Raw genomic sequence first — 20,774 nt, forward strand, 5'->3', positions numbered from 1 at the left:
AACCACAAAGTGGTGCCATGCAGCACGGGTTACGGGGTCGTTACGGACCGCATGGCACGGCGGAGACTGGCTCGTGCGGCGGTGAGGTCGTCCTCCGCCCCACGCAGTTGGCCCTCCAGGGCGGCGATCTGATCCCTGGCCTCTGACAACGCTTGCTCCAACGCAGTATTCCGCTGCTCGATCTGCTGTACCCGCTCGATCAGCTCATTCCGGTTCACGCCCTCCAACTCGGCGCCGAGAGACAGCCTGACCCGGTTACGGAGCCGATCGCGCTCCTTCTTGAGGTCCTTGATCTCTTCGCGGGCCAGTGCAAGGTCCGTCCGCAACCCAGCCGGAGACACCTGCGACGCCTCAGGAGCGAGGGAGTTCTGGCGCCCCCGCGCTTGCTGGGCGGTGATGCCGTCCTGAACGGCCTGGTGCACCTGAGGCTGGTTGTAGACGAACCACGTGGACACCGAGGCTTCCCGTGCCACTTGGGTGACGGTGATCCGTCGTCCCGAGCGGAGAAGGCCGTCCACGGCGTCGAACGCACGCCTGGTCTTGTCTTCGCTGTCCTTGGCACGGCTGATGCGCAGGCGCTCGATCCGGGCGTTCCGGTCGTTGCCGCCGGAAGCAGCAGGGATTCTCATTCGGAGCTCCGTGTCGTCAGCGCCTGCAGAGGGATGAAGGCCGCTGCCGAACGTGCCTTGCGAAGCTCGCGTGAGGCGGATTCGACGACGGCCCGCTCCTCGGCGGGCAGCGCGTCGAGTTTCCGCCGCATCTCGTCGGCCGACTTCGAGTAGGCGCGGATCTGGTCGTCGAGATTGCGCACGACCCAGTCGGCGGCCTCCATCGCCAGGGCGGCTTCCTTGTCGGCCCGCAGGTCCGCGATCTGCTGTTCCAGGGCGGGGAGGTAGGAGGGATCGGGTCGGTAGAAGTCGCATCCGGCGCACTGGAAGCGGATGCGACAGTGCCCGCCGCCGGCCTTGACGTTGCTCGGCTCGGTGCAGCCGCCGTAGGGAACCCCGACGCTTTCCACCTCGTAGGCGAGCGGATCGCCGAATCCGCGGGCTGCTCCGTGCCGGTCGACGGCGAGTGCCGCGACCGTTCGCACGGCCTCCTGCTTTCGGCTGAGGGACACCTTGTAGTAGCCCATGGTCACGTCCAGTGAACGGTGGTCCATGAGTTCCCGCAGGACGTCGGGGCGAGTGCCCGCGTCCGCATGACGCTGGGCGTACGCGTGGCGGAAGCCGTACGGGACGACCTGGGTCCGGTCGTAGGCGTGAGGGGCGCCGCCCTCGTCGAGCCGGTCGTCCACAAGGTCAGGGATCAGTTCGTCGACCCAGTTTCGGAAGATCCGGTTGCAGAATTGCGAAGTGTTCAGATGCCCGCGGCGTGGACGGTTGCGCTGTCCCGGCGAGGGAAAAAGCCACTGGACGCAGGCTGGTACGGCCGGTAGCGCATCGAGCTCTTTCTGCCAGGTTTCGACCAGCTGGGCGGTGCTCTCCGAGATTGGCAGCCGACGGCCGTGGCGTCGCCGTTTGTGGTTGTCGTAAATTAGCGTCGGTTTGCCGTCGACCCGCTCCAGGCAGTCGCGGTGCAGGCTGGTGACCTCGCCCGGACGTCGGCCGGTGTCCCGGAGGACCGCGTAGACCACCTGGTACATCCGCGCGAAGTCGGCGGCCGTCCAGCCGCCGCTCGCGTACCCCGTCGAGGTGCCCAGCAGACCGAGGTGCACGTCGAGCTGGGCGATGACGTGCTCGGGAATCGCGCGGCCGAGATCGTCCTCGGTCACTTCCACGGCGGCGATGCTGTGGAAGCGGGGGTTGAGCGCGAACCCGCCGGGCACGTGGTCCATCATCCCGGCCTGACGGGCGTATTCCAGGAACGTGCGCCAGTGGCGGAGCAGGGCTCTGCGGTGGCTGGTGGAGTAGTCGTGACCGTCCTCGGGACGCTTGGTGATTCGGAACGTGTCCACTACGGCGTTCATGTCAGCCATGGCGAGGAGCCCCGGCTCATCCCCGTGGGGGCGGCCTGCCAGCGCGGAGGACGCGATGGTCGCCGCGTAGACGGTCTGCCGTAGGTCCATGACGTTGGGGCGTGCCGTGCGGCCGTACTCCTTGACCAGTTCCCGCAGCCAACGCTGACGTACCGGACGGAAGTCGATGTCGCCGTGGACAGCGGCGTACTTGCGACCACGCCCTGCCGTCAGCCCGATGAGGGCGCACTCCCATACGTCGCCCGAGGTCGGATCGGCGCCCTCGAACTCGACGCGTGCGCGTCGGACGTGCAGGAGAACACCGTTCAGGACGCCGGAGGCCGCAGCCGGAAGCCCGGAGGAGAAGGAGGCGTCCAGGTCGAGGAGCGAGCCGAGTCCGGCCGGGAGGCCCGCCACAATGCGGCGCACCCGCTGGGGGACCAGGCTGATCCCGGCGTCGTCGCGCTGTTGGAGCCCGTACAGGAGCTCCTGGCGGACTGCGGGGCTCACCCCGGCGAGCGAGAACTGGGAGACGCCTGGCATCGCCCCGTCCGCGGAGGTGTTGGGCCTGCGGCGTGCCGGATCTGGGGAGTGCGTGGTGTCGAAGTCCGCAGGGTTCCCCAGGAGATACCGGGCTTTCCGGCAGGCGTCGCAACGGGATCCGTTGCTCGCGACATGAGTGGCACAGGCGACCACGGAGCAGACGAACACGCTGGTCGTCGGGTTGCAGGGATCGGCAGTGAACAGTGCCTGAACGGGCTCCCATTCATCTGTGCGCCAGCCCGAGGGGAGTCGTGCCGCGAGCCATGACGGCCACTCCGGAACGCCGGGGACGGAAGAAACGGCAGCGGAGCGGAGGAGCGCAATGGTCATCGCAGTAGCTCCGGCGCGAGATTTTCGACGGCCGCGACGGCTGCGCGGAGATCCTCGTCCTGGGCGTGCAGGTACACGGCCGTGCTCGCCGAGGAGGCGTGCCCCAGAAGGGTCTGCACGACGTCCGGGGCGACCCCGTTGCGGATCCAGCGGGTGGCGGCTGTGTGCCGCATCATGTGCGGCCGGGCGGTCAGACCACAGCGCCTCCCGATCCGTTCAATCACTTGCTTGGTATTGGAGTACGAGAGCGGACGCCCCGCGTGGACGCCGACGAGGTTGAGGAAGACGTAGTCACAGTCGGCGGCGTCGACTACCTGTTCACGCTCGGCGAGATGATCGCGGTATCGGTGCACCACTTCCGGTGTGAGTGGGACCATGCGAGGGCGTCCGGCCTTGGCCCGCGCCCCGTTGACGTTGTCCTGACGGGGCCTGACGTGCAGGTGCGCGCCACCGGTTCGGCAGCCCAAGTGCGTGGAGTCGGGGAGTAGATGCATGTCCTCACGCCGCAGTCCAAGGGCTTCGCCGATGCGAAGGCCCGCTTCCACCAGGACGGTCAGCAGCAGCCGGTCACGCGCAGTGCGAGCGGCGTCGATGATCTGCTCCGTCTGGACGCCAGTGAACGTCTGTGGTGCCCGCTCGATCTCCGGCGCCTTCAGGGCGCGGGCTTTGACCATCAGGTGCTGGCCGCCCTCGCCAGGATCGAAGCCGGCCGGGGCGTGGGCGAGGAAGCGCGGCTCGCTGAGACGCGCGGCGACTTCGTGATCCACGTGCCCCTGGACGGCGCAGAAGCGGAGGAACTCACACACCGCCGTGAGCGTGGCGTTGACGGTCTTGCCGGACGGAGGCCGTCCGTACTGGGTCGGTGTCCGTTCGATGTGGAACTTGAACAGACTCATGTCCCCGAGCCGGACGGTCCTCCAGTCGGTGCCTCGCTCTGCGCACCAATTGAGGAAGCGGCCGATTCTGGGGATGTACGCGCGCTGTGTCTGCGGTGACCGCCCGGCTCCGCGCAGATACAGGGAGAACTCACGGGCTTCGGGGTGAGGTGCGTACGTTTCCTCGTCGACCAGGAGCCAGGTGGTCTCGCCGGTGGTGGGCGAGACGGCCTTCTCTGTGCATAACGTCATGGATCTGCTTCCTGCCTCCGATGTCGCTCATGTGCCTCACGGCATGACCGATAACGGCGAGGGACAGGAATGGGTTACGGCTGTGCCTCATGTGCATCGCATCGATGAAGGAGCTGCAGATAACCCGCGACGACATACTGAAGCGGGATCTGGCAGACGTACGTCTCAAGGGCGGTGGCGGGGGCGAGGGCTGAAGGTTGCCGCCGGGACGCTCATCAAGGATCCGTACACCGGGCAGCGCGTCACGTACGTGCGCGGGCGCAGCAAGGTCGACATCGATCACGTCGTGGCACTCTCCGACGCTTGGCAGAAGGGCGCCCAGAAGTGGCAGCCCCGCAAGCGGGTCGCGTTCGCCAATGACCCGCTGAACCTGCTGGCCGTCGACTCCTCCGCCAACCGCCGCAAGAGCGACGGCGATACGGCGACCTGGCTGCCCAAGAACAAGACGTACCGCTGTGTGTACGTGGCCCGGCAGGTCGCCGTGAAGCAGAAGTACCAGCTGTGGGTGACCGGCGCCGAGCGGGACGCCATGAAGAGTGTGCTGTCGCGGTGTCCGGACGAGCGGCTGCCCTCGGGCGGCGGTCCGACGGAGGCGCCGGCCCGCTTCGGGCGCTGAAGCGTGCTGTGAAAGCGTCCGGCCCACTCGCGCTGGGCGGGAGTGGGCCGGACGGTGTGACGCCCCTTGGGGAGGCCGTCCCCCTCCGACGGCCTCCCCGGTACTGCGGTCCTGCTGTGAATCAGAGCTTCAGGTCCCACTGCGAGGCGTCGTGGGAGAAGTCGGGGGAGATCTCGACCACCAGGTTCTTGGCGTCGGCCGGGGTGTCGAAGGCGTACACAACGGTGGCCTTCTTGCTCGGTGCGACCGTGCCGGTGAAGACCTCGCCGACCTTGTCGTCGAAGATCTGCTCGGCCTTCACGCCCTCTTCGCCGGCGCGGGCATCGGCGGTGACGAGGGCGGCGTCGAACTTCTCCTTGCCCGCGTTGTCGATGACGAGCGTGACCTTGTAGGCCTTGTTGCCCTCGGTGTGGCCGATCGAGTACTCGCCGGGGGAGTACGCCTCGGGGGCGGACATGGTGAGGGTCAGCTTGTCGTCATAGACGGCCGAGTCGCCGGCAGCCAGCGTGTCGGAATCCGCACCCTTGTCGCCGCTCGTACCCGAGCCCTTGCCGCTGCCGTTGTTCTTGTCCTTGCCCTTGTCGCTGCCCTTCGCGGAGCCGTCGCCCGACTCCTTGCTCGCCGAAGAGCCGCTGGTCGCCTTGTTGATGTCGTCCACCGCGTCGTCCACGGCCTTGAACAGGATCACCGCGCCGACCACCGACATGATCAGGGAGATCAGGCCCAGGATGGCGCCGGCCAGGGCGACACCCTTGTTGGTGGCTCCGCCGCGCTTGGCGCGCCCCCGGCCGGCCAGGCCCATGATCAGGGCGATGATGCCGAGGATGCCGGCGAGCCAGAAGAAGAACGGGATCAGGCCCGACAGAGCGCCGATGATGCCGAGGATCAGGGCGGCGGTGCCCAGACCGTTGCGGGCCTGTGCGGCAGGCGTCGGAGCCTGCGGGAACTGAGGCTGCTGCGTGTACTGAGACATGGATGTCCTCCGGACAAGGTGTGTGCGGGACTGCCCTGCCGCCCCGTTCTGCTGCGATGGGTTAATCACAGCAGAGCTTGTGAACCGAGTCAACATGATTCACGCGGAGAGTTGAATTCACGCCGTGAAGGGGTCGCTCTTGCGTGCACCGGTATGCTCGGGTCACAAGCAGGCGCAGGTGTACGAGAGGAGCCGGCCGGTGTCGGACAACGCAGCAGAAGTGACCGCCGCCGGAATCGCCCGGCTCGCCGGGGTCGGCCGCGCCGCCGTGAGCAACTGGCGTCGTAGGCACGCCGACTTCCCCAAACCCGTCGGCGGCACCGAAACGAGCCCCGCCTTCGCCCTCGCCGAGGTCGAACAGTGGCTGCGCGGCCAGGGAAAAATCGCCGAAGTTCCCCTGCGCGAGCGGGTCTGGCAGCAGCTCGCCGGCCACCCCGCAGGCCCCGTCCCGGCCCTGATCCACGCGGGCTGCGTGCTCCTGCTCGTCCGTGACAGACCGACCGCGTGGCTCCAGCTCTCCGCGGTCTCCGACGAGAAGCTCGCGTTCCTTCTGCCGGCCGCCCTGGAGGAGATCCTCGCCCCCCGTTTCGGCCCCCGGCGCGCAGTTCACACCCCGGGTACGCCCGAGCTGGCCGCATCCGTCACCCTGCTGCGCGCGAGCGCCGAGCTCGCCGCCGAGTGCGGCGCCCGCCAGACGTACGAGTTCTTGCTCGGCCGTCACCTCGATGCCAACCCGCGCCAGTACACACTCACCCCGCCGGGCCCGGCCGCCCTGATGGCCGCGCTCGTGGGCAGCCCTCGCACCGTCCTCGACCCGGCCTGCGGCACCGGCACCCTGCTGCGCGCCGCCGCGCAGGCCACCGGGACCAAGGCCGTGGACTCACAGGCCGCCGGCGCCCAGGAGGGGCGGGCCCTCCACGGTCAGGAGACCGACCCGGACCTGGCCGCGCTCGCCGCCCTGCGCCTCGCCCTGCAGACCGAGACCGCCGCCACCGAAGTGCGGGTCGCCGCCGCCGACTCGCTGCGCGCCGACGCGTTCCCGCAGCTCGCGGCCGACGCCGTGCTCTGTCACCCGCCGTTCAACGAGCGCAACTGGGGCCACGACGAGCTGGCGTACGACGCCCGCTGGGAGTACGGCTTCCCGGCCCGTACGGAGTCCGAACTCGCCTGGGTCCAGCACGCCCTCGCACGGCTCCGCGAGGGCGGCACCGCCGTCCTCCTCATGCCTCCCGCCGCCGCCTCCCGCCGCTCCGGCCGTCGCATCCGCGCCGACCTGCTGCGCCGGGGCGCCCTGCGCGCCGTCGTCTCGCTGCCCGCCGGCGCCGCGCCCCCGTACGGCATCCCGCTCCACCTGTGGGTGCTGCGCAAGCCCGCGCCCGGGGGACGGCCCTCCCACGACCTGCTGCTCGTCGACACCGGCGACCTCTCCGCCGCCGGCCGCGACAAGCTCGACTGGCAGGCCCTGCACACCGCCGTCCTCGACACCTGGCAGACCTTCGACCGCCACGGCACCGTCGAGGAACGCCCGGGTGTCAGCCGCTCGGTGTCCGTCATCGAGCTCCTCGACGACGACGTGGACCTCGCCCCCGCCCGCCACCTGCCGCCCCCGGCCGCGGGCGGAGGCGCCGCCGAACTCGCGCGCGTACGGGAGCGGCTGGCCGAGACCCTGCGGCAGACCACCGAACTCACGCCCCCCGCCGGGGAGCCCGCGCAGCCCTCGCGCTGGCCCACCACCACCGTCGGTGAACTCGCCAGGGCCGGGGCCCTCGCGCTGCGCGCGGGCGGCGCCGGAGCCGGTTCCGGGGAACAGGTCCTCACCGAGCAGGACGTGCTCGCCGGGGCCGCTCCTTCGGGCGCCCTCCCCGACGGCCCGGCGGAAGACCCCGTGCTCGTCGAGGCGGGCGACGTGGTGGTGCCCGTGCTCGGCGGCGGCTCGGTCGCCCGCGTCGTCGACGAGGCCACCGCGGGCGCGGCCCTCGGCCGCAGCCTCCAGCTGCTGCGCCCGGATCCGGCCGCCCTCGATCCCTGGTTCCTCGCCGGGTTCCTGCGCGGCACCGCGAACAACCGCCAGGCCAGCAGCTACGCCTCCACGTCGACCCGGCTCGATGTACGCCGCCTCCAGCTGCCCCGGCTGCCGCTCGCCGACCAGCGGCAGTACGGCGAACGCTTCCGCACGCTGGCGGAGTTCGAGGACGCGCTGCGGCGCGCGGGACGGCTCGGCGAACAACTCGTGCAGGGCCTGTACGACGGCCTGACGGACGGCACCGTACGACCGGAGTAGCCGCGGAGTGAGCGCGGAGTGAGCCGCGCCACATCGGATGCGTACAACCCCGGGACCGTTGTCGGTGTCGGTGTATACGCTCAAAGCGCTTTACCGCACCGAGTGTCCGAGTGTCCCCAGTACGTCTCACCAGGTCTTCAGGAGCAGCCATGCACGGCTCCGGCAACACGCCGCCAGTCCGCAGTGACGGCGTCGTCATCACCATGCGTGTGCTGTTCGCCATCTGCTCCGTCTTCAGCTGCGGCATTCTGGCGTGCGTTCCGCTGTTCCGCATCGCGATCCTGCGCGGGCGCTGGTTCGACTGGGTGGCCGCCTGGGTGAGCCTGCCGGTGGTGATCACGGCCCTCGCCGTCGTCGGCTCGCTGCCCGAGGAGAACGTCAGCACAGACATCGCCATGATCTGCATCCTGCTCGTGGGGGCCGGAAGCGCCGCGTACTTCCTGGTCTTCGACATCAGGTACTACGCGCGAATCGCCGCCACGGGCCGGGGCGCCGCCCTTCCGCATGTCCCGTACGGGCCGTACGCCCAGGCCCCACAGGCACCGCAACCCCCGTACGCCCCGCAGGCGGCCCCGCCGCAGTACGGCTACCCGAACCCGTACGCGAGCACCCCGGTGGTCGACCCGGCGCCGACCCCGATGCCGCAGCAGCCCCAACCCCAACCCCAGCAGCAGCCGCAACAGCAGCAGCCCCACCCACACCCCCACCGCATGGACCAGGTCCGCGCCGAGCTCGACGAGCTGAGCGACCTCCTGCGCAAGGACCAGCGGGGTGACCAGGACCGGTGAACGGACGCATCATCGCGGGGCGTTACGAGCTGTCCACCGTCATCGGCCAGGGCGGCATGGGCCAGGTCTGGACGGCGTACGACCAGCGCCTCGACCGCCGCGTCGCCGTGAAGCTGCTGCGCCCCGACCGGATGGCCGCCGCCACCGCCGCCGAAGAGATGCGCCGCCGCTTCGTGCGCGAGTGCCGCGTCACCGCCCAGGTCGATCACCCCGGCCTCGTCACCGTCCACGACGCGGGCAGCGAGGACGACGACCTCTACCTGGTCATGCAGTACGTCAAGGGCGCCGACCTCGCCGACCACCTGGCCGAGCACGACCCGTACCCCTGGCCGTGGGCCGTGGCGGTCGCCGCCCAGCTCTGCGCGGTGCTGTCCGCCGTGCACGCCGTGCCGATCGTCCACCGCGACCTCAAGCCGCGCAACGTCATGGTCAAGCCCGAGGGCACGATCACCGTCCTGGACCTCGGCGTCGCCTCCGTACTCGACACCGACACCACCCGCCTCACCCACACCGGCTCCCCCATCGGCAGCCCCGCCTACATGGCGCCCGAGCAGGCGATGGGTGGCGCGGTCGGCCCGTACACCGACCTCTACGCACTCGGTGTCCTCCTGCACGAACTGCTCAGCGGCAACGTCCCGTTCGCCGGATCGACCGTCCTCGGCGTCCTCCACCGTCACCTGTACGAGCCGCCGCTCCCCGTCCGCCGGCTCCGCCAGGACGTCCCCGAGCCGCTCGAAGCGCTGGTCCTGCGGCTGCTCGCCAAGGACCCGCAGCACCGCCCGTCCTCCGCCCAGGAGGTCTACGAGGCCCTGGACCCGCTGCTGCCGGCGCACGGCGGCGTACCGTCGGGGCCGCTCGACCCCACCCGCCCCTTCCTGCGCCCGCACGCCCCCTGGCCCGACCGCGCCACCACCCCGCCCGTCGCCCAGCCCACCCCCGCGCAGGCCCAGCCGGATGTCGCGAGCGCGGTGGACGAGGTCAAGCAGCTCCTCGGCGAGGGGCGCATCACCCAGGCCGTCGACATCCTCGGCGGAATCCTCCCGGCGGCCGCCGCCCAGCACGGCGAGCGCTCCCCGGTCGTGCGCATCCTGCGCAAGCAGTACGCCGCGACCCTGCTGGACGACGGCCAGTACCGCCGCGCCCTGCCCGAGCTGCGCCGCCTCGCCGACGACCGCGCCGCCGAGTCGGGCCTCGCCGACCCGCAGGCGCTCCAGTTCCGGTTCGACGCGGCGCAGTGCCTGGAGCAGCTCGGCGAACCGGCCGCGGCGCTCGCCGAGTACCGCGCCCTGCTTCCGTACTACGAGAACCAGTACGGCGGCGGCCCGACAGCGACGGACGCCACCGCCCGCGCCTTCGACATCCGCCACCGCACAGCGAACCTGCTGCTGGCCATGGGCGACCACGCGGCCGCGCACGGCCAGTTGCAGAGCCTGCTGTACGACGCCGAGCGCACGTACGGCCCGTACCACCCGCTGCCGGCCGAGGTGCGCCGAGCCCTCGACCGCCACCAGCGGATGCGGGACGCCTGACCGGGCGCCGGGGTGGGGTCAGCGGGCCCGCAGGAAGGCGGACGTGGCGACCCGGCCCACCATCGTGAGCCGGCTGTCGCCGCCCGCCAGGTGCTTGTCCAGCGCGTCCTTGACCCCGGGCCAGCGCCCGTCGCCGTAGTCGTCGAGGACGACGACCGCATCCGGCGCGGCGATCAGCTCCACCCACTCCAGGTCGGCGAGGACGCCCTCGAAGGAGTGGTCGCCGTCGACGACGATCACGCCGTACTTCCGGTCGGAGACCTCCGCCCGCACCTGCGGGTCGCCCGAGAAGCCCTGCCGGATGCGCGCCCCGATGCCGGGACGGCCGCCGCCGAGAGCCAGGTTGGCCCGCACGACGTCCTCGCGGACCGGCGTTCCTGTCGGCTCCTCGTAGTCGGAGGTGCCCGGCTGGAGCTGCGATCCCGCCAGCGGATCGACGATCGTCAGCTTCGCCTCGATGCCCGTGCGGTGCAGCATCCGCATCAGGGCGGCCGCGAACAGCCCGTGCAGCGTGCCGATCTCCAGTACTTCGATGACGTCGCGGTCCTTGCCCTCCGGCCGCGCCAGCAGCGGTACGGTGGCGAGCTTGCCGCACACATTGGACGTACCGCCCGCCATCCGGCCGACGCCCAGCGCCTCCAGAGCCACCACATTGCGGTAGGCGACGGTCACATTGCGGCGGGCGCGCTCGCCGGCGTCCGTCGCGGCGGCGACCTCGCGCACGAGCGTGTCGATCTGGTCGGGAGTCGGCATGCGGTGCTGGCCGCGACCGGTGCGGTCGAGCAGCATGCTGACGCCGTGCTGCTTGCGCCGCAGTTCGGCGACTTCGCGGCGGAGCCCCGCGGTGTGACGTGAGATGCGCTGGTCGACGAGCGCGGCGACGGGGCCGAGGGCCCACTTCGTCAGCCGGTTGCTCAGGAGAGATGGCATGCGGTTTCGCCTTTTGCCTCGGTCCTGTGGGTGGGGGGCAGGCGGCCGACCGTACGCCGCGGCTCATGCCGTGCGGGCCACGATCCGATGGTCCTCGGGTGAAGTCTTCGTGTGGCTCCTGCGACGCCGGGCCAAGGCCCGGGGCAGGACACCCACCGCGACGAGCCCGAGCAGCGACAGCCCGCCCACGAGCCCGCCGATGCGCAGCCCCGGAGGACTGAACTCGCAGGTCACAGTCGATGTGCGGCCGTCCAGGGGTACGGCCGTCAGCCCCAGATACGAGTCGGCCGGGCGGGCCTTCGCGCCGTCCGTGCGGCAGCCCCAGCCGGCTGTGCGCGGTATGGCGAAGACGGCGGTTCCTCTCGCGCCGGGCGGCAGCACGGCCCGTACGCCGCTGTCGGTGACGTGTACGGAGGTCGCGCCACCGGATCTGAGGCCGTCCACCGCATCGGCCAGCCGGTCCCGGTCCAGGCAGCCGACGCTCTCGCGCGGAAGCTTGCCGGCCCCCGTGCCCTTCAGCGCGATCGCGACGCGGCCGTCGCCCGGGGCGGCGCCGAGCGGCTGCATCGCGGCGCGCCGCGCGGGTACGCCACCGCGCAGCTCGGTCTCCGTACCGGCGGGGCCGCCCAGTCGCGCCGTACCGGAGAAGCCGGGGGCCCAGAGGAAGACATCGCTGCGGGCGGGGCAGGTGGCGGTCAGCGTGCCGTCGCGCACGGCGGTGCGCGGAAGGGTGTAGACGCGGGCGCCGAGGAGCTTCTCCTGGTTGCGGAAGGGGGAGGCGACGAAGCGCGGCTCAGGGCCGGGCGGGCGCACCGTGACCAGTTGCGGCACGGCGGCGCGCGTCACCGTCACCTTGCGGTCGTCGGGCCGTGACCAGCGCTGATGCGGATCGCGCGGCATGTGCACGCGGGCGCCGACGGAGAAGATGGCGTCGGTCACCGGGTTGTCGAGGCTCTGGACGGCGCGGCCGTTGGACGTCCAGCCGGCGCCGAGGGCGGCGAGCGTGCGGGTGAGGACGTCGGGGGTGTGGCTGCTGTAGTACGCCGCGCCCTGGCCGCCGACGGTCAACGGGTCGTTGGCGGTGGTCTGTTCCCGGCCCGGCTCGGTCCGGTAGGCGGGCCACCCGTCGGCTTCCGCCACCGCGTCCGCCTGCGCCTGCTGCCGGTCGCCCCAGGGGGCGTAGTCGTCGAGGTTGGCGAGCCGCTGCCGGTCGGCGTGGGCGGTGGTGAGGGCGGCCTGGGCGACCTGCGCTCCGACGAGCAGCAGCGCGGCGGCCACGGCGAGTGCTCCGCGCCGCCGGGTACCGGGCCAGTGCGCGCTGCGGAGCTCGTGCGCCTTGCCGTCCTCCGGTGTCCTGCGGGCCACCTGCGTCTCGCCGGGCCCGGGCATCGCGAGGTCCGGGGACAAGCCCCGGCTGTGCCCGGCCGCACGCCTCGCCAGCACCACCGCCCTCACCGTCGCCGCGACCCCCGCCACCACGAGCGGGTACGTCCACGACGTGATCCGGGAGCTCGTCGCCGCGCCCACGGCCAGCAGCGCGACCACGCCCGTCCCGCCGAGCAGCGCCCGCCGCCCCGGCCAGCCGTACGAGAGCGACACCCAGGCCGCTATCACCAGTACGCCGGCCAGTACGAACGTCTGCCGGTACGGGCTGCCGTTCGGCGTCGCGAAGACATGCCACACCAGATGCGTCGGCCCCCACTGCATCGACACCGCCACCGCGACCGCGAGCAGCGTCCACGCCCGCCTCTCGCGCCGGGGCGCCGCCCGGTTGAACAGCAGGGTGCCGGCGAGCACCAGCCCGCTCGTGCCGAGAAAACCCGCAGGCGTGAAGAAGCTGTACGTCGCGGGAAGCGCCCGCGCGAACACATCCGTCCAGCCCGACGGCGCGAACTCCTGCGTCCAGCCCGGGTACGCGTGCCTCGACCCGAGAAAGACGACGGCCAGCACGGGCGCCGCGAGCCCGATCCCGAGCAGCGTGGTGCGGGCGGCGCGCAGCAGTACGCGCAGCCGCTCCCTTACCGGCGCCGAGCCGTCGTCGGTCACCAGCCGCAGCACCAGAACGAGCCCGGCCCCGAGTGTCGCCATGTACGCCGTGTAGAAGTTCGCGGTCCACGCCAGCGCCACGATCACCGGCCCCAGGACGCGATGACGGCCGCCCGTACGCGCCCACTCGCCCACCAGGCACAGCAGCGGGAACGCGATCAGGCCGTCCATCCACATCGGGTTGTAGACGGCCTCGGTGACCGCCCACCCGCACAGCGCGTACGACGACCCGAGCACCCCGGCGGCCCACCAGGGACCACCGCCCGCGCGCCGCATGGCGAGCAGCAGCACGGTCATCGCGGCCGCGGCCGCCGCCATCTTCAGCAGGGTGATCACGTACACGGCGAGGTCGATCCCGTCGCGCGGGAAGAGCCCGACGAGCAGCGCGAAGGGGCTGCTGACGTACGTACCGATGTCGGGCAGGGAGCTTGTGCCGTACCCGGACTGCCAGTTGACCAGCGCCCCGCCGTCCGCGCGCCCGTGCAGCAGATCCCACAGATGGACGTGGTACGGCACGAACTGGTTGCCGAGGTCATTGACGGCACGCGTGCGCGGCCCGAAGGGAAAGGAGCGGGCGATCGCGTCACCGGCGCACACCGAGACCACCGTGATCAGCGCGGACAGCGCTGCCGCACGGCCTCTGGCCGCTTCCGTATTCGACATGTTGATCCTTCTACTGCGCCCGATACCGAATAAGCCAGCATGTGACGGAAAAAGAGATCTCAATGACACTGCGGTCGCCTAAAAACACACAAAGCGCGCCGAGTTCACGCATTGGTTGCCGACACGTCACGTGGAGAGTCGGACTCCGCCATGTCCGACGGCTGTTCTTCGCTGAGCTGACTGACCACCGGGGGAGAGCCGTGCTCATCTCAATTGTCGTCCCGTGCTTCAACGAAGAGGGGATCGTCCGCCGCTTCCACGAGCACGTGACGGAAGAGCTCAGCGATCTCGGCCACCCGGTGGAACTCGTCTATGTCGACGACGGAAGCAAGGACCGTACGCTCGCGATCCTCCAGGAGATCGCGGAATCCGATCCGCGCACGCGCTATGTCTCCTTCAGTCGGAACTTCGGCAAGGAGGCGGCGATGCTGGCCGGTCTGCGCAACGCCTCGGGCGAAGCCGTCGTCATCATGGACGCCGACCTCCAGCACCCGCCGGAGCTCGTCCGCCGCATGGTGGCGTTGCACGAGCAGGGCTTCGACCAGGTCGTGGCCCGCCGCACCAGGAAGGGCGACAGGGTCACGCGTACGCTTACCGCTCGTGTGTACTACCGGCTCATCAACCGCCTGGTCGACGTCGAACTCGTCGACGGTGTCGGTGACTTCCGCATGCTGTCGCGCCGCAGCGTCGACGCCGTACTCGAACTCACCGAGTACAACCGCTTCTCCAAGGGTCTTTTCGCCTGGGTCGGATTCAGTACCGTCACCTTCGAGTACGAGAATGCTGTACGGGAGGAAGGCCGCTCGAAATGGACCTTCTCAAAGCTGCTCAATTACGGACTTGACGGCCTCATCTCTTTCAACGACAAGCCGCTGCGGGCCGCGCTCTATCTCGGCCTGCTGCTGGTTGCCGTCGCCATGGCGTATTCGACATGGATCGTCGGTGTCGCCCTCGTGAACGGAGTGGAGACCCCCGGCTTTGTGACGCTGCTCGTCGCCGTCACCGCGCTCGCCGGAGTCCAGATGCTGATGATCGGGGTGGTGGGCGAATACGTCGGCCGTATCTATTACGAGGTGAAAAGGCGCCCGCACTTCCTGGTGCAGGCGACGAATGTGGAAAGCGCGCCTGTCGCGCCCCCTCACCGGGAGAGCCGGGAGCTCGTACGCCGATGATCCGTCGCCAGCTGGTCAGGTTCGCCCTGGTGGGAGTGGTGAACACCGGGACGTACTACGCCTGCTACCTGCTGCTTCTGCCCTGGCTGCCGTACGTCGCCGCGCACGTCCTGGCCTTCGCCGTCAGCATGACCGGCTCGTTCTTCCTCAACTGCCGCTTCACCTACAACACGCGCCCCACCTGGCGGAAGTTTCTGCTCTTCCCGCTCACCAACGCGGCCGGCTTCGTGATCACGACAAGCGGCGTCTATCTCCTCGTGGACGTCCTGGGCCTCAACAGCACGTACGCCCCGCTGATCGCCGCGTCCGCCGCCATCCCGGTCACCTTCGTCGTCTCCCGCGTGATCATGCTGGGCGGCCCCTCCCGGGACAGCGCATCCACGAACACGAACGACTCGTTGGGCGAATCAGTGGCCCGGACCACTCCGACTGCCTAACATCGATCACCGCAAGGTCGTTCGTCGCACTTTCGTTGCTATGCCGCACGATCACCGCCGGGAGGCACCCTTTGCACCGCCGCCGTCGCACCGCGCTCTCCGTCTCCGCCGCGCTTCTGGTCGCGGCGCCGTTCCTCGCCGCGTGCGGCAACGAGGCGCATCCAGGAGCCGCGGCCGTCGTGGGCGGTGGCCGTATCGAGGTTGCCGCTCTCCAGGCGCAGGTCAAGGACGTACGCCAGGCTCAGCAGACATCGCCGCAGTCCGCCCAGCTCATCGGCTCGACCGGGCAGCTCGGCCGCGCCAAGCTCTACGACCTCATCGTGGACAGGATCGTGCAGCGGGCCGCGGACGACGCCGACGCGAGCGTGAGCCGCAAGGAGATCCAGAAGGCGCGGGCGGACGCGGTCGAGCAGGCAGGCGGCCAGGAGCAGCTCGCCGCGATGTACCTCCAGCAGCGCGGCGTCGCCCCGGACCAGATCGACGACGCCCTGCGCAGGGACGTCCTGGTCGGCAAGCTCGCCGCGAAGATCGGCGCGACGAACACCCCCGAGGGCCAGCAGAAGGTGAACGAGGCGTTCGTCGCCGCGTCGAAGGCGCTCGACATCGACGTGAACCCGCGTTACGGCACGTGGGACGACGAGAAGATGCAGCTGGGCGACTACAAGACGCCGTGGATCACCCAGGTGACGAAGGAAGCGGCACCGGACGCGCCGGAGGCGGGCGCGTAGGTTCCCACCGGGTTCCGCCGGGCGCCGGGGGCGGGCCCGCGGGTTGTCGTACCGCCGGGGTACGTTCGACAGGTGACCAGCGAAGCATCCGCACCCGCACCGGCCGCCCCCGGGCGCATCGTCCTCCTCACCGCCAGCCACCGCGTCGCGCCGGGGCTCCTGTCCTGGCCCGCCTGGCGGACGCTGCGCGCCGCCGACCGCGTGCTGTGCGCGGACGCGGACCACCCGCAGCTGCCGTATCTGCGCGAGGCGGGCGTCGCCGTCGAACACGCGGCCCCGACCGCCCAGGAGCTGGTCGACGCGTGCGAGGGCGACCGCACGGTGGTCGTCATCCCGACCGGGCCCTCCGGTGAGGGCGACCAGGCCCTGACCGACGGCCTGTCGAGGCTGGCCGGCTCGGGCCGGGTGCAGATGCCCGACCTGGAACTGCTGCCCGGCTCCTACGACCTGCCGGGCGCCCGCCTCCTCGACCTGGTCCAGGTCATGGACCGCATCCGCCTCGAATGCCCGTGGTCCTCGCAGCAGACCCACAAGGGCCTCGCGAAGTACGGCATCGAGGAGGCGTACGAACTGGTCGAGGCCATCGAGGACGGCGACCGCGAGGAACTGCGCGAGGAGCTCGGCGACGTACTGCTCCAGGTTGTCTTCCACGCGCGCATCGCCCAGGAGGACCCGGACGAGCCCTTCTCGATCGACGACGTGGCCGGCACGATCGTCGAGAAGCTCATCCACCGCCACCCGCACGTCTTCGGCGACGACACCGCCGAGACCCCGGAGGACGTCAAGGAGCACTGGCTCCGTACGAAGGCGATCGAGAAGCAGCGCGACTCGGCAACCGACGGCGTACCCCTCGGCCAGCCGGGCCTGGCCCTCGCCGCGAAGCTCGCCTCGCGGGCCCGCACCGCGAACCTCGACGTCCCCCTCCCCACGGGCGAAGGCATCGGCTACGAACTGCTGGCCATGGCGGTACGGGCCGAGGCGTCCGGAGTCGACCCCGAAGCGGCACTACGGGCCGCCGCCCGCACCTACCGAGACGCGATCCGCGGGGCGGAGGGCCACGCCGAATAGGTCCCGCGGGACCCTGTCCGGCCGATCACGGTCACGGTGCGGACAGGGACGAACCGTAGAACCAGACCACGAGGCGGACGTTGTCGCCGCCGTGCCGCTCGGCGAGAGCGCCCATCACCGCCCACACGTGCCCCCATTCCTTGTCCGGCACCGCTTGCCGGCGGGTGAGCCGGTCGATGCGGAAGAGCCGGTCGCCGTCGAGCCATTCAGTGCCTTCGGGCCAGTGCTCGCCCGCCCGGTCGGCGATCGCCCGGTCCACCCCGGCGATCTTGGCCAGGCGCTTCGAAGACGTGTTCAGGCCCTGCCAGACCCACTGGCCGCCGGGGCGGCGACGGTACTCCAGCGCCGAGGAGTGCACCCGCGTCGCGGCCGGTTCGTCCCACTCCGTCGCTGTGACTTCGGCCCAGCTGATCCAGGAGGCGGAGTGGGCGTCGCCGCCCCACAGAGCGAAGTCCTTGGCGACAGCCCGGGACACGTCGTCCGGGAGCCCACGACCGCCGGCGAGGGGATCGAACGTAGCGACCGCGTCCCCGAACAGACAGTGGAAGGCAAGGTAGGACCGGTCGTCGTAGAGGTGGCCCAGCGGGATGGCGCAATGCCATTCCAGGTCCTCGCACCCGTCGTCAGGTGACGTGAAGTCGAGGTATTCGTCCCTGACCTCGACGAACCCGTGTATGTCCGTTCCCATGCCCGGGATTCTGCCGGGGTGCCGACGCGGTGGCGACCAGGATGGCCGACACGCTCAGCCGCCCAGCGGTTCAGGGCGAAGGGATACGGTCGACCGCGTGCCGCACCACCAGAACCCCCGCGACCCCATGCCCGAGCTCTTCACCTGGGAGTTCGCGACCGATCCCTATCCGGCGTACGCCTGGCTGCGTGAGCACTCGCCCGTACACCGGACGTCCCTGCCCAGCGGGGTCGAGGCCTGGCTGGTGACGCGGTACGCCGACGCGCGGCAGGCGCTCGCCGACCAGCGGCTGTCGAAGGACCCGGCCAACCACGCCGGCTCCGCGCACGCCAAGGGCAAGACCGGCATTCCCGGTGAGCGCAAGGCCGACCTCATGACGCATCTGCTGAACATCGACCCGCCGGACCACACGCGGCTGCGGCGTCTGGTGTCGAAGGCGTTCACGCCCCGCACGGTGGCCGAGTTCGCGCCGCGCGTGCAGGAGCTTACGGACCAGCTCATCGATGCCTTCGCGGAGAAGGGGGAGGCGGATCTGATTCACGACTTCGCCTTTCCGCTCCCCATCTACGCGATCTGCGATCTGCTCGGCGTACCGCGCGAGGACCAGGACGACTTCCGCGACTGGGCCGGCATGATGATCCGGCACGGCGGCGGGCCGCGCGGGGGAGTGGCCCGGTCGGTGAAGAAGATGCGCAACTACCTCGCCGAGCTCATCCACCGCAAAAGGGAAGAACCGGGTGACGACCTCATCTCGGGTCTCATTCGCGCCAGCGATCACGGCGAGCACCTCACCGAGAACGAGGCGGCGGCGATGGCGTTCATTCTCCTCTTCGCCGGGTTCGAGACGACCGTCAATCTGATCGGCAACGGCGTGTACGCGCTGCTGCGCAACCCGGAGCAGCGCGAGCGGCTCCAGCGTGCGCTCGCCGAAGGGGATACGGAGCTGCTCGCCACCGGTGTCGAGGAACTCCTGCGGTACGACGGGCCGGTGGAGCTCGCGACCTGGCGGTACGCCACCGAGTCGCTGACCCTCGGCGGCCAGGACGTCGCGGCCGGCGACCCCGTACTTGTCGTACTCGCCGCCGCCGACCGGGACCCCGAGCGCTTCAGCGAGCCGGACACGCTCGACCTCTCGCGCCGCGACAACCAGCACCTCGGCTACGGGCACGGCATCCACTACTGCCTCGGTGCCCCGCTGGCCCGGCTCGAAGGGCAGACGGCGATCGCGACGCTGCTGCGACGTCTCCCCGACTTGCGGCTTGCGGTGGAACCTGACGATTTGCGGTGGCGCGGCGGCCTCATCATGCGCGGATTGCGCACCCTGCCCGTGGAGTTCGACGCGGAAACCAAGTGACGCTGCGTCAATTCGAGACCTTCACGTGATCTGCGCTGCATCGACTTGTGACAAACGTTCGAGTACGGCTACGTTCACCGTCAACCTCAGCCGTCACTCGAAAGGCCACCGCATGCGCTCCGGGAACGGTAAGCACCGCCGCCCCCGTCAGGCTCCAGCTCTCGTCGTCGCGGCAGGAGTCGCAGGATCGGCCATCGCCATCCCGCTGCTCGGCGCGACCGGCGCGTCCGCTGCCGAAGCCACGACCTGGGACCGGGTCGCCGATTGTGAGAGCGGCGGCATGTGGAGCGCCGACCTCGGCAACGGCTACTACGGCGGACTTCAGTTCTCCCCGGAGGTCTGGCAGAAGTTCGGCGGTACGGCGTACGCGCAGCGCGCCGATCTCGCCAGTCGCTCCCAGCAGATCCAGGTGGCCGAGAAGGTGCTCGCCGAGGAAGGGCCGCAGGCCTGGCCGAGCTGCGCGCTCATCTCCGGCCTGACGGAGGGTGACGATGCCGCGCCGGGCGACGGCGCGACCGCAGAGCCGACCGCCGGGTCGACGGTCGAACCCAAGGCCGATTCGTCGGACGCGGTACCGGAGAGTTCGAAGGCTCCGGAGTCTGCCGACGCGACGGCCGAGGCGCCTGCCGGTGAAACGGGTGAGGGCGGGTCCACGACGGCCGCCGAGCCGACGACGCCCCCAGCGTCCGGTTACGGGAAGTCCGAGGAGCAGGCCGGGGAATCGGCCGAGGCGTCGGCCGAGGCGTCCAAGGCCCCCGCGCCGCCCGCCGTCGAGGAGGGCGCCCCCAAGGGCAAGCACCGCGGCGAAGGGGCCCGGGAAAGCGACGCTGCCGCATCCGGCGAATCGGGTATCGAGCGCGAATCGGCTCGTCATGCCTCCCGAGGTGACGGACCGACACGTGAGGCCGCCGAGGCGGAGGGTGCCGACGAGGCGGGTGAGGGCAGCTACACCGTCCGCGCCGGCGACAACCTCTGGGCCATCGCCGACGCGCACGACGTACAGGGCGGCTGGACCGCGCTCTACGCCGCGAACGAGAAGGCCGTAGGGTCCGACCCCGACCACATCGTCCCTGGACAGAGCCTCGATCTGGGCTGATTTCGGGGGGTAGTTCGGGCCACTATGTCCGGATTGAAGCAAGTGAGACAAGGGTCTCTTTGCCTCAACTCGCGCCCCCGGCCCGGACAGTCCCACCCCGCCGCCCCTGACCTGCACGGATGAGGGCGGGATGGAGGCGGAGAAGGGCGATATCTCCCTGATGAGCCTTTTTGAACATCAAGGGCTCATGTGTTTACCGTCGAACCGCTCGCCACCGCGGGCCCCGTCGACCGTCACGCCGAATCCTGCCGGCGGCCGGGGGGAACTGACGCGTAAAGCGCCGTAGGCAGGAGCGGGGGACCCAGGTAGGCCGCCGGGCCCGGACGTCGGAAGACGAACGGAACCGGCTTGGGGTTAAGCCGCGCGACGCAGGTACAGGTCGCGCGCCGGGCACTCACTGAGCCCGAACCCGACAGCTCACCTCGTAGGCGTCGGTGAGGAGATGTCG

The 20,774-nt window shown here is 70.5% G+C and carries 16 protein-coding genes, 1 pseudogene and 1 riboswitch; of the genes and pseudogenes, 10 read left to right on the forward strand and 7 right to left on the reverse strand.

Features of this window, described 5'->3' with window-relative positions; genetic code table 11:
- Positions 1–29: 29 nt before the first annotated feature.
- The 3 genes from AC1P0E_RS20490 to AC1P0E_RS20500 form a co-directional block, all read right to left on the reverse strand.
- Positions 30–629, reverse strand: coding sequence for a DUF6262 family protein (locus tag AC1P0E_RS20490; protein WP_482743595.1), 600 nt, complete (start codon positions 627–629; stop codon positions 30–32).
- Entirely contained in the window at positions 626–2,500 is a 1,875-nt protein-coding gene (locus tag AC1P0E_RS20495) for a tyrosine-type recombinase/integrase (protein WP_482743596.1), read from the reverse strand. Before AC1P0E_RS20495 ends, AC1P0E_RS20490 begins: the two co-directional genes overlap by 4 nt.
- Positions 2,501–2,826: 326 nt before the next feature.
- Entirely contained in the window at positions 2,827–3,957 is a 1,131-nt protein-coding gene (locus AC1P0E_RS20500; protein WP_482743597.1) for a tyrosine-type recombinase/integrase, read from the reverse strand.
- Between the two features lie 122 nt (positions 3,958–4,079).
- Between AC1P0E_RS20500 and AC1P0E_RS20505 the strand changes: the two are divergent.
- Positions 4,080–4,573: pseudogene (locus AC1P0E_RS20505) on the forward strand (HNH endonuclease family protein); the annotation flags it as partial.
- Positions 4,574–4,694: 121 nt separating this feature from the next.
- On the opposite strand, the gene AC1P0E_RS20510 reads toward AC1P0E_RS20505, so the two are convergent.
- Entirely contained in the window at positions 4,695–5,546 is an 852-nt protein-coding gene (locus AC1P0E_RS20510; protein ID WP_482743598.1) for a DUF4190 domain-containing protein, read from the reverse strand.
- Between the two features lie 199 nt (positions 5,547–5,745).
- On the opposite strand from AC1P0E_RS20510, the gene AC1P0E_RS20515 reads away from it, so the two are divergent.
- The 3 genes from AC1P0E_RS20515 (at position 5,746) to AC1P0E_RS20525 (ending at position 10,144) form a co-directional block, all read left to right on the forward strand.
- Positions 5,746–7,827, forward strand: a complete 2,082-nt coding sequence (locus AC1P0E_RS20515) for an N-6 DNA methylase (RefSeq protein ID WP_482743599.1) — start codon at positions 5,746–5,748, stop codon at positions 7,825–7,827.
- 149 nt (positions 7,828–7,976) lie between these two features.
- On the forward strand, positions 7,977–8,615 hold the full coding sequence (locus AC1P0E_RS20520) for a hypothetical protein (protein ID WP_482743600.1): 639 nt from the start codon (positions 7,977–7,979) through the stop codon (positions 8,613–8,615).
- Positions 8,612–10,144, forward strand: coding sequence for a serine/threonine-protein kinase (locus tag AC1P0E_RS20525; protein ID WP_482743601.1), 1,533 nt, complete (start codon positions 8,612–8,614; stop codon positions 10,142–10,144). The genes AC1P0E_RS20520 and AC1P0E_RS20525 overlap by 4 nt, the downstream gene beginning before the upstream one ends.
- 18 nt (positions 10,145–10,162) lie before the next feature.
- Here the strand turns inward: AC1P0E_RS20525 and AC1P0E_RS20530 are convergent, their stop codons facing one another.
- Together AC1P0E_RS20530 and AC1P0E_RS20535 are read right to left on the reverse strand one after the other, a co-directional pair.
- Complete coding sequence (locus tag AC1P0E_RS20530) at positions 10,163–11,074, reverse strand: class I SAM-dependent methyltransferase (protein WP_482743602.1); 912 nt, start codon at positions 11,072–11,074, stop codon at positions 10,163–10,165.
- Between the two features lie 63 nt (positions 11,075–11,137).
- On the reverse strand, positions 11,138–13,783 hold the full coding sequence (locus tag AC1P0E_RS20535) for a YfhO family protein (protein WP_482743603.1): 2,646 nt from the start codon (positions 13,781–13,783) through the stop codon (positions 11,138–11,140).
- Positions 13,784–13,983: 200 nt separating this feature from the next.
- On the opposite strand from AC1P0E_RS20535, the gene AC1P0E_RS20540 reads away from it, so the two are divergent.
- From AC1P0E_RS20540 to AC1P0E_RS20555, 4 genes are all read left to right on the forward strand, one after another.
- A complete protein-coding gene (locus AC1P0E_RS20540) occupies positions 13,984–14,955 on the forward strand; it encodes a glycosyltransferase family 2 protein (RefSeq protein ID WP_482743604.1) in 972 nt (323 codons plus the stop codon).
- On the forward strand, positions 14,952–15,392 hold the full coding sequence (locus AC1P0E_RS20545; protein ID WP_482743605.1) for a GtrA family protein: 441 nt from the start codon (positions 14,952–14,954) through the stop codon (positions 15,390–15,392). Before AC1P0E_RS20540 ends, AC1P0E_RS20545 begins: the two co-directional genes overlap by 4 nt.
- 71 nt (positions 15,393–15,463) lie before the next feature.
- On the forward strand, positions 15,464–16,120 hold the full coding sequence (locus AC1P0E_RS20550) for a SurA N-terminal domain-containing protein (RefSeq protein ID WP_482743606.1): 657 nt from the start codon (positions 15,464–15,466) through the stop codon (positions 16,118–16,120).
- Positions 16,121–16,192: 72 nt separating this feature from the next.
- Positions 16,193–17,188, forward strand: coding sequence for a nucleoside triphosphate pyrophosphohydrolase (locus AC1P0E_RS20555; RefSeq protein ID WP_482743607.1), 996 nt, complete (start codon positions 16,193–16,195; stop codon positions 17,186–17,188).
- Between the two features lie 31 nt (positions 17,189–17,219).
- Here AC1P0E_RS20555 and AC1P0E_RS20560 read toward each other — a convergent pair whose 3' ends face one another.
- On the reverse strand, positions 17,220–17,876 hold the full coding sequence (locus tag AC1P0E_RS20560) for a hypothetical protein (RefSeq protein WP_482743608.1): 657 nt from the start codon (positions 17,874–17,876) through the stop codon (positions 17,220–17,222).
- A 127-nt stretch (positions 17,877–18,003) separates the two neighbouring features.
- Here AC1P0E_RS20560 and AC1P0E_RS20565 point away from each other — a divergent pair, with 127 nt between their 5' ends.
- Positions 18,004–19,230, forward strand: a complete 1,227-nt coding sequence (locus tag AC1P0E_RS20565) for a cytochrome P450 family protein (protein WP_482745835.1) — start codon at positions 18,004–18,006, stop codon at positions 19,228–19,230.
- A 112-nt stretch (positions 19,231–19,342) separates the two neighbouring features.
- A complete protein-coding gene (locus AC1P0E_RS20570; protein WP_482743609.1) occupies positions 19,343–20,326 on the forward strand; it encodes a transglycosylase family protein in 984 nt (327 codons plus the stop codon).
- Between the two features lie 268 nt (positions 20,327–20,594).
- A riboswitch (cyclic di-AMP (ydaO/yuaA leader) is annotated at positions 20,595–20,772 on the forward strand.
- Positions 20,773–20,774 lie beyond the last annotated feature (2 nt).

The organism is Streptomyces sp. TRD_SC_5 (genome assembly GCF_056836825.1).